The 9811-nt window shown below is 70.5% G+C and carries 3 protein-coding genes, 1 tRNA gene and 1 rRNA gene; 4 read left to right on the top strand and 1 reads right to left on the bottom strand.

Annotated features, from left to right (window positions below; all coding sequences use genetic code 11):
• The 3 genes from rrf to ACIQVT_RS22845 form a co-directional block, all read left to right on the top strand.
• A 5S ribosomal RNA gene (rrf, locus tag ACIQVT_RS22855) occupies nucleotides 1-105 on the top strand; the annotation flags it as partial.
• Nucleotides 106-220: 115 nt separating this feature from the next.
• A complete protein-coding gene (locus ACIQVT_RS22850) occupies nucleotides 221-883 on the top strand; it encodes a DegT/DnrJ/EryC1/StrS family aminotransferase (protein WP_403756832.1) in 663 nt (220 codons plus the stop codon).
• An 84-nt stretch (nucleotides 884-967) separates the two neighbouring features.
• Nucleotides 968-1040, top strand: a tRNA-Thr gene (locus ACIQVT_RS22845).
• A gap of 38 nt (nucleotides 1041-1078) precedes the next feature.
• On the opposite strand, the gene ACIQVT_RS22840 is transcribed toward ACIQVT_RS22845, so the two are convergent.
• Nucleotides 1079-3832 carry a SpoIIE family protein phosphatase gene (locus tag ACIQVT_RS22840; RefSeq protein WP_403756806.1) on the bottom strand — a complete coding sequence of 918 codons (2754 nt, stop codon included), beginning with the start codon at nucleotides 3830-3832 and terminating at the stop codon, nucleotides 1079-1081.
• Nucleotides 3833-4250: 418 nt separating this feature from the next.
• Between ACIQVT_RS22840 and ACIQVT_RS22835 the strand changes: the two genes are divergently transcribed.
• On the top strand, nucleotides 4251-9710 hold the full coding sequence (locus ACIQVT_RS22835; protein ID WP_403756801.1) for a HAMP domain-containing protein: 5460 nt from the start codon (nucleotides 4251-4253) through the stop codon (nucleotides 9708-9710).
• The last annotated feature ends 101 nt before the right edge of the window (nucleotides 9711-9811 follow it).

Raw genomic sequence — 9811 nt, 5'->3', positions numbered from 1 at the left:
AGCGTGAGGGAAACGCCCGGTTACATACCGAACCCGGAAGCTAAGCCTCACAGCGCCGATGGTACTGCAGGGGGGACCCTGTGGGAGAGTAGGACACCGCCGAACAATCTTTCAAAAAGGTCGGACCCTGAACTTCGGTTCAGGGTCCGACCTTTTTCTGTTGCGCGTAACGTGTCGTTCACGTTGCCCGCCCAGCATCCAGCACATGGGAACCGCAGCACTGCTCAGAGCCGCCGGCGTCGGGGCGGGTGACGAGGTCGTCGTACCGGCCTTCGGGAACACCGAGGTGGTCCAGGCCGTCGTCCTGGCCGGCGCACTCCCCGTCTTCGCCGACATAGACCCGGCGACGTACTGCGTCGCCCCGGAAGCCGTCGACGCGGCCATAACCCACCGCACCGCGGCGGTCGTTGCCGTGCACCGCTTCGGACGGCGTGCCGACATCGGGCGGTTGCACACCCTCGGACGGCGGCACGGACTGCTCGTGCTCGAACACGCCGAGACCGAGGCGCCGTCCGACGAGACGGCGCAGCGCCGGGAACGGGCCGGCTACCTCGACACCCGGCTCAAGGGCGTACGGACACCGGACGGCGGCGACGGGCACACCTACCAGCAGTACGTAGTCCGTGTGCCCGGCAACGGCCGGCCGGACCGGGACGCCTTCGCCCGCGCCCTGCGGGCCAGGGGAGTCGACTGCCGGGTGCCGGTGAAGACGCCCGTGCACCGGCTGCCGGAGTTCCGCAGGTGCCTGTCGCTGCCCGAGACCGAACTGGCCGCCGACGAGACCCTCGCGCTGCCGGTGGACGCGTCGCTGACCAGACGCGAGATGCAGCGCGTCGTCTCCGCCTGCAACGCCCTCGGCGGACTGCTCCAGCCCGCCTTCTGAACAGGTACCGAACGCATTTGGGAACTCGGGCCTGTCCGGGGTACAGTTTCTTCGTCGCCGCGAGGGGAACCTCGAAAGCGACAGGCCCCTATAGCTCAGTCGGTAGAGCGTCTCCATGGTAAGGAGAAGGTCAACGGTTCGATTCCGTTTGGGGGCTCCGTAGAAAAGGCCCCACCCTTCCGGGTGGGGCCTTTTTCATGCCTCCGGGAGGATTTCCGGGACCCGCATCGTCAGAATCGCCATGTCGTCCGACGGGGCGTCCGAGGCGAAGCGTTCCACCGCGCGCATGATGCGCGCCGCGACGGCGCCGGCCGTCAGGCCCGTGCACGTCGTCAGGACGTCGGCGAGGCCGTCGTCACCCAGCATGCGCGTGCCCTCGCGGCGTTCCGTGACGCCGTCCGTGACACAGAGCAGCACGTCACCGGGGTCGAGGGTGACCGTTTCCTCGTACAGCTCCAGATCCTCTATGACGCCCAGCAGCGGCTGCGGTTCGGCCGCCGCCACCACCGTGCCGTCCTGGCGCAGCCGCAGGGGCAGCGGATGGCCGGCGCAGACCACCTTCAGCTCGGCGCTGCCGTCCCGCTGGGGGCGCAGCTCGCCGTAGAGGAGGGTCAGGAAGCGGCTGCGGTCGCCCTCGTCGAGGATGGCGGAGTTCAGGCGTTCCAGGACCGCCGGCCCCGACAGGCCCTCGCGGGCCAGCAGGCGCAGGGCGTGCCGGGCCAGGCCCGTGACCGCCGCCGCGTTCGGCCCCGTACCGCAGACGTCGCCGATGGCGAAGCCGTACGCGCCGTCGCCGATGGGGAAGAGGTCGTAGAAGTCGCCGCCGACCTCGTTGCCCTCGCCGGCCGCGCGGTAGATGACCTCCACCTCGACGCCGTCGATCTGCGGCAGGCCCGGCGGGAGCAGGCTGCGCTGGAGCGCCTGGCTGATGGCCGTGCGCTCCGAGTACAGGCGGGCGTTGTCCAGGGCGAGGGCGGCCCGGCGGCTCAGGTCCTCGGCCAGCTCCAGGATCTCCTGGCGGAAGTGCTCGTCGGTGGGCTTGCCGAGGGTCAGCATGCCGATGACCCGGTTGCGGGCGACCAGCGGCAGCACGACCGTCTCTCCGCCGACCGCGGACGCCGTCGCGAGCGTCGGGCCGATACCCGAGGCGAACTGGTGCGTGGAACCGCCGGTCAGCCCCAGGCTGCGCATGGAGCTGCGCAGTGCCGCCTGGTGGGCGACCTCGCCCGGTGTCGTCCACACGCGGGCGCCGGGCGTGGGCACCGGGTCCGGCGGGGAGATCTTCGACAGCAGTGACTTGATGCCGTCGATGAGGTCCTCGTCCTCGTGCAGGACGTACGACAGGTCCGGTTCGGACGCCTGATCGGCGATGGTGTACACCGCGCACCAGGTGGCCAGGGTGGGGACCGTCATCTGGGCCATAAGGGCCAGGGTCTGGTCCCGGTCCAGGGTGCCGGCGAGCAGGTCGGAGGCCTCGACCAGGAAGCTCAGCGAGCCGCGGCGCAGCCGTTCCAGTTCGCCGAGGCGGGCCGATTCGACGGCCAGGGCGATGCGGTCGGCGGCGAACTGGAGGCGCAGCGCCTCCTCGTTGGTGTAGCGGCCGGGCGCCTCCGCCGCGACGCCGAGGGAGCCGGTCAGGCGGCCCTCGACCTTCAGCGGGACGGTGACGACCGAGCGCATGCCGGTGCCGGTGAGCAGCGGGACCGCGCCGGGGACGGCGGCGAGGTCGTCGTGGACGGCGGGCATGCGCGCGGAGCCGTAGCGGCCGGGGCCGGCGTCGACGGGCACCCGGGCGAAGCGCTGGCGGGCGGAGGGAAGGCCGGTGGAGGCGCGGACCTCCAGCTCCGTCTCGTCGTCGGTGGCGAGCAGCAGGAACGCGGAGTCGCCGTCGAGCATGTCCCGGGCGCGTTCCACCGTGCGCTGGAGCAGCCCGTCGAGGTCGTCGGGGGCGGGGGAGCCGATGAACACCTCGAAGGGGTCGGTGTTCTGGCCGTCGCCGGACGGGGTCTGGTCGGTGGCCGGGCCGCGGGAGGGTGTCTGGAGGACGGCGCGCTCGTGGTCCCGGACCAGCAGGCAGACGGTGGACGGCTCGCCGCCGGTGTCGCGCACCCGCAGGTGCGAGGCGTACACGTGGGAGACCCGGCCGTCGGCGCCGCGGATGCCGTAGGTGCCCTCCCAGCGGGAGAGCTGGAAGGCCTCGGCGATGCCGGTGCCGGTGCCCGGGGTGTGCGGCCAGGCCGCCAGCTCGGTCAGCGGCTTGCCGACGACCGCGTCCGCAGGGAAGCCGAACAGTTCCTCGGCGTCCTCGTTCCAGGCGCTGATGGTGCCCTTGCGGTCGACCTGGAGGACCGCGACGCGGACCCGGCCGTCGGCCAGCGGGAGGAGGTCGGCGGGGAGGGCCGGCCCGGCGGCCCGGGTGCCGACCGTGCGCGCGGGCAGGTCGAGCTGGAACCAGACGTTCTTGTGGGTGGGCGTGTAGTCCACGCCCCAGCGAGTGGCGAGGGCCGCGCAGAGCTGGAGGCCTCGGCCGCTCTCGCGGTCGGGGCTGCCCATGGGCGCGGCGCTGTCCTGGAGCGGCACCTCGCGCTCAGGGTAGCGGTCGGAGACCTCGATGCGCACGCCGTCCTCGGTGCGCAGGCAGAGCACCTCCGCGTGGGTGCCCGCGTGCACGACCGCGTTGGTCACCAGCTCGCTGGTCAGGACGACGGCGTCGTCGACGATGTCGGCGTACCCCCAGCCCTGGAGGGTGTCGCGGACGAAGGACCGGGCGGTCGCGACCGATCGTCCGACGGGCTCGAAACTGGCAGCCGCGCGCGCGGTGATCACAGAACTCCTCGGCCGGTCGTCGGAGGGCAGGGCTGCGGGGCCGGCCGGCTCGTGCCGCTGGTGCGGCATCCGCTCGCCGGTCGGCTCCGGGGGCTGTCCCCCCGGGATCAGTCCGGTGGTCATGGTGTGCGGCCGCCCCTCCGATGCCCGCTCGTGCTGGTGCCACCGCCCAGGCCGGTCGGACCGGTGCGGCTGGACAGCCGCTTGCAAGGTTACTTACCTTCGCGGTCCGAGCGGATGCAGGTCGCCGGTGTTCACTCCCCCACGGTGTGCGGACGATGTGCGAAGCTGCCGAACTGTTATGGCCTGGTTCGGCCGGGGTGAAACACTGGGCAGGCTTGTGGTGGTGGTCGGACCGGGTGCGTGCGTTCCGTGCGGGGCGGGCAGCAGCCCCTGGTGAGGCCCCGTCCCGTCGGAGCGGATGCGGCGGGAACACACAGCAGTATCCGGTACGCCGAGGCGGCCGGTGTGCCGAGGACGGCGCGCCGGGCGGAAGCGGCCGAGCACAGCGGTAACGGTCTACCCCTCCGGGAGGGACACAGTGGAGTCTGGCGCGGCGACGCGGGGTTCGAGGACGCGCGCGAAGGGCGGACCGTCCCTGGGCAGGAGCGGTGGGACCACCGAGGTGGACACGGCGGCCCTGAACCGGTTGCTGGCGGCGCTCGTGTCGATGCGGGACGGCAACTTCCGCAAGCGGCTCACGGTGTCCGGGGACGGCGTGATGTCGGAGATCGCGGCCGTGTTCAACGAGGTGGCGGACCGCAACCTGCACCTGACGGGTGAGCTGTCGCGGGTGCGGCGCATGGTCGGGCGTGAGGGAAAACTCACGGAGCGGCTGGAGACGGGGGCCTGCGAGGGCTCCTGGGCGGCGGCCGTCGACAACTCCAACGCGTTGGTCGACGACCTGGTCTGGCCCGTGTCGGAGGTCAGTCGGGTGCTCACGGCGGTCGCCGAGGGCGATCTCTCGCCCCGCATGGAGCTGCGGACGCACGGACCGGACGGCGGCTCGGGGCATCCGCTGCGCGGTGAGTTCCTGAAGGTCGGCCGTACCGTCAACAACCTGGTCGACCAGTTGTCGACGTTCACCGACGAGGTCACGCGGGTGGCCAGCGAGGTCGGCACCGAGGGCAAGCTCGGCGGGCAGGCCCAGGTGCGCGGGATGTCGGGTTCCTGGAAGGACCTGACGGAGTCCGTCAACACCATGGCGTACCGGCTGACGGCGCAGGTACGGGACATCGCGCTGGTGACCACGGCGGTCGCCCGGGGTGACCTGTCGCGCAAGGTGACCGTGCACGTCGCCGGCGAGATGCTGGAGCTGAAGAACACCGTCAACACGATGGTGGACCAGTTGTCGTCCTTCTCCTCCGAGGTCACGCGGGTGGCGCGGGAGGTGGGCACCGAGGGCATCCTGGGCGGCCAGGCGCGGGTGCCCGAGGTGGCCGGTGTGTGGAAGGAGCTGACCGACTCCGTCAACACGATGGCGGGCAACCTGACCGCGCAGGTGCGCGGGATCTCGCAGGTCACGACGGCGGTGGCCAGTGGTGACCTGTCGCAGAAGGTGACGGTCCCGGCACGGGGCGAGGTCGCGCAGCTCGCCGAGACGATCAACCAGATGACCGAGACGCTGCGGATCTTCGCGGACGAGGTCACGCGGGTGGCGAACGAGGTCGGCGCGGAGGGGCGGCTCGGCGGGCAGGCGAACGTGCCGGGCGCGGCGGGGACGTGGAAGGACCTGACGGACTCCGTCAACACGGTGTTCCGGAACCTGACCACCCAGGTGCGGGACATCGCCGCCGTGACGACCGCGGTGGCCAGCGGCGACCTGTCGCAGAAGGTCACGGTGGACGTGGCCGGCGAGATGCTGGAGCTGAAGAACACCGTCAACGGCATGGTGGACCAGCTGTCCTCGTTCGGTGCCGAGGTGACGCGCGTCGCGCGGGAGATCGGTGTCGAGGGTGAGCTGGGCGGCCAGGCGCAGGTGCCGGGGGCGGCCGGGACGTGGAAGGACCTGACGGACTCCGTCAACACCGCGTTCCGCAACCTCACCGGGCAGGTCCGCAACATCGCGCAGGTGACCACGGCGGTGGCCAACGGTGACCTGTCGCAGAAGGTCACCGTGGACGTGTCCGGCGAGATGCTCCAGCTGAAGAACACCGTGAACACGATGGTGGACCAGCTGTCCTCGTTCGCCGACCAGGTCACGCGGATGGCCCGGGACGTGGGTACGGAGGGCCGGCTCGGCGGTCAGGCCCGGGTGGACGGGGTGTCCGGCACCTGGAAGGAACTGACGGACTCCGTCAACTTCATGGCCGGCAACCTGACCTCCCAGGTCCGCAACATCGCGCAGGTGACCACGGCGGTGGCCAACGGCGACCTGTCGCAGAAGATCGACGTCGACGCGCGCGGCGAGATCCTCGAGCTGAAGAACACGATCAACACGATGGTGGACCAGCTGTCCGCCTTCGCCGACCAGGTGACCCGGGTCGCGCGGGACGTGGGGACGGAGGGCCGCCTCGGCGGGCAGGCGCAGGTGCCCGGTGTCGCCGGTGTGTGGCGGGACCTGACCGACTCGGTGAACGGCATGGCCGGCAACCTCACCGCGCAGGTGCGCAACATCGCGCAGGTCGCCACGGCCGTGGCCCGCGGTGACCTGTCCCAGAAGATCACCGTGGACGCGCGCGGGGAGATCCTGGAGCTGAAGAACACGCTGAACACGATGGTGGACCAGCTGTCGTCGTTCGCCCAGGAGGTCACCCGGGTCGCCCGTGAGGTGGGCACGGAGGGCATGCTCGGCGGGCAGGCGGAGGTGCAGGGTGTCTCCGGCACCTGGAAGGACCTCACGCAGTCCGTGAACTTCATGGCGAACAACCTGACCATCCAGGTGCGTAACATCGCCGAGGTCACCACGGCGGTCGCGAAGGGCGACCTGTCGAAGAAGATCACCGTGGACGCCAAGGGCGAGATCCTCGAGCTGGTCACGACGGTCAACACGATGGTCGACCAGTTGTCGAGCTTCGCCGAGCAGGTGACGCGGGTGGCCCGCGAGGTGGGCACCGAGGGCATCCTGGGCGGGCAGGCGCACGTACCGGGTGTCACCGGCATCTGGAAGGACCTCAGCAACAACGTCAACCTGATGGCCAACAACCTGACCATGCAGGTGCGCAACATCTCGCAGGTGGCCGCGGCGGTCGCCAACGGTGACCTCACGCGGCAGGTGACGATCGAGGCCAGCGGTGAGGTCGCGCAGCTCGCCGACACCATCAACACGATGGTCAAGACGCTGAGCTCGTTCGCCGACCAGGTCACCAAGGTGGCCCGCGAGGTGGGCACGGACGGCATCCTGGGCGGCCAGGCGCACGTGCCCGGGGTGGCCGGCACCTGGAAGGACCTCACCGAGTCGGTGAACCAGATGGCGTCCAACCTGACCGGCCAGGTCCGCAACATCGCCATGGTCACCACCGCCATCGCCAAGGGCGACCTGACGAAGAAGATCGACATCGACGCGCGCGGTGAGATCCTGGAGCTGAAGACGACGATCAACACGATGGTCGACCAGCTGTCCAGTTTCGCCGAGGAGGTCACCCGCGTGGCCCGCGAGGTGGGCACCGAGGGGCAGCTCGGCGGCCAGGCGCGCGTGCGGGACGTCGACGGCACCTGGCGCGACCTGACCGAGTCGGTGAACGAGATGGCCGGGAACCTGACCCGGCAGGTGCGTGCCATCGCGCGCGTGGCGACCGCGGTGACCCGCGGCGACCTCAACCTGAAGATCGACGTGGACGCGTCCGGAGAGATCCAGGAGCTCCAGGACTACATCAACAAGATGATCGCCAACCTGCGCGACACCACCATCGCCAACAAGGAGCAGGACTGGCTGAAGGGCAACCTGGCTCGCATCTCCGCCCTCATGCAGGGCCGCCGGGACCTGGAGGACGTGGCCTCCCTGATCATGAGCGAGCTGACGCCGGTGGTGTCCGCGCAGCACGGCGCGTTCTTCCTGGCGATGCCGCTGATGGAGGGCAAGGCCGCCGGGGACGCCGAGGACGGGTACGAGCTGCGGATGCTGGGCTCGTACGGCTACTCGATGGGCTCCATGCCGACGTCGTTCCGGCCGGGCGAGGCGTTGATCGGCACGGCCGCCCAGGAGAAGCGCACGATCCTGGTGGACCGGGCGCCCAGCGGCTACCTGAAGATCGCCTCCGGGCTGGGGGAGGCGCCGCCCGCCCAGGTGATCGTGTTGCCGGTGCTCTTCGAGGGCGAGGTGCTCGGTGTGATCGAGCTGGCGTCCTTCACGCCGTTCACGCAGATCCAGAAGGACTTCCTCAACCAGATCGCCGAGATGATCGCGACCAGCGTGAACACCATCTCGGTCAACACCAAGACCGAGAAGCTGCTCAAGCAGTCGCAGGAGCTGACCGAGCAGCTGCGGGAGCGGTCGGCCGAGCTGGAGAACCGGCAGAAGGCGCTCCAGGCCTCCAACGCGGAGCTGGAGGAGAAGGCCGAGCTGCTGGCCCGGCAGAACCGGGACATCGAGGTGAAGAACACCGAGATCGAGGAGGCCCGGCAGGTCCTGGAGGAGCGGGCCGAGCAGCTCGCGGTGTCGATGCGCTACAAGAGCGAGTTCCTCGCCAACATGTCGCACGAGCTGCGCACGCCGCTCAACTCGCTGCTGATCCTGGCCAAGCTGCTCGCGGACAACGCCGAGGGGAACCTCTCGCCGAAGCAGGTGGAGTTCGCCGAGACGATCCACGGCGCGGGGTCCGACCTGCTTCAGCTGATCAACGACATCCTCGATCTGTCGAAGGTCGAGGCGGGCAAGATGGACGTCTCCCCGACGCGCATCGCGCTCGTGCAGCTCGTGGACTACGTGGAGGCCACCTTCCGGCCGCTGACCGCGGAGAAGGGCCTGGACCTGTCGGTGCGGGTCTCCCCGGAGCTGCCGGCCACCCTGCACACCGACGAGCAGCGGCTGCTCCAGGTGCTGCGGAACCTGCTGTCCAACGCGGTGAAGTTCACCGACTCCGGTTCGGTGGAGCTGGTGATCCGGCCCGCGGGGACCGGAGTGCCGCACGCCATCCGGGAGCAGCTGCTGGAGGCCGGTTCGCTGGCCGACCCGGAGGGCGAGCTGATCGCGTTCTCGGTGACCGACACGGGCATCGGTATCGCGGCCAGCAAGATGCGGGTGATCTTCGAGGCGTTCAAGCAGGCGGACGGCACGACCAGCCGCAAGTACGGCGGGACCGGGCTCGGCCTGTCGATCTCGCGGGAGATCGCCCAACTGCTCGGCGGTGAGATCCACGCGCAGAGCGAGCCGGGCCGGGGCTCGACGTTCACGCTGTACCTGCCGCTGCACCCGAGCGAGCTGCCGCCGCAGGGCTACCAGCAGCCCGTGGCCGCGCTGGAGGCCGGTGACCTGGTCGCCTCCGAGGCGCGCCGGTCCCTGGAGCTGTCGGCCGCGGAGATCGAGACGCCGGCCGAGGTGAAGTCGTACCGGGAGACGCAGAACGGTCCCGCGGCCCTGTTCCGGCGCCGGCGGCGCAGCCTGCCGGAGGAGGGACAGCGGACGGGTCAGTGGACGGCGGCGCCGGAGCAGGAGAGCGCGCCGCGGCCGGGCCGCGCGGTGCGGTTCGGCGGTGAGAAGGTGCTGATCGTCGACGACGACATCCGCAACGTGTTCGCCCTGACCAGCGTGCTGGAGCAGCACGGCCTGTCGGTGCTGTACGCCGAGAACGGCCGTGAGGGCATCGAGGTGCTGGAGCAGCACGACGACGTGGCGGTCGTGCTGATGGACATCATGATGCCGGAGATGGACGGGTACGCGACGACCACAGCGATCCGGCGCATGCCGCAGTTCGCGGGGCTACCGATCATCGCGCTGACGGCCAAGGCGATGAAGGGCGACCGGGAAAAGGCGATCGAGTCGGGTGCCTCCGACTACGTCACCAAGCCGGTCGACCCCGACCACCTGCTGACGGTGATGCGCCAGTGGATGAGCCCCGAGTGACCGCGCGGTGGGCCCGGCGGGCGGCGGACGCGTGAGACGCGGCGGGGCGGACGGTGCCGCCGGGGGTGGCGTGAACTCATGGGAAGCTCGGGAGCCGCGGG

Origin of the sequence: Streptomyces sp. NPDC100445, assembly GCF_044759735.1 — a bacterium.
In the GTDB taxonomy this organism is placed as follows: Bacteria; Actinomycetota; Actinomycetes; order Streptomycetales; family Streptomycetaceae; genus Streptomyces.
The sequence above is the reverse complement of the archived record's forward strand: the minus strand, read 5'-3'. Positions and strand labels throughout refer to the sequence as shown.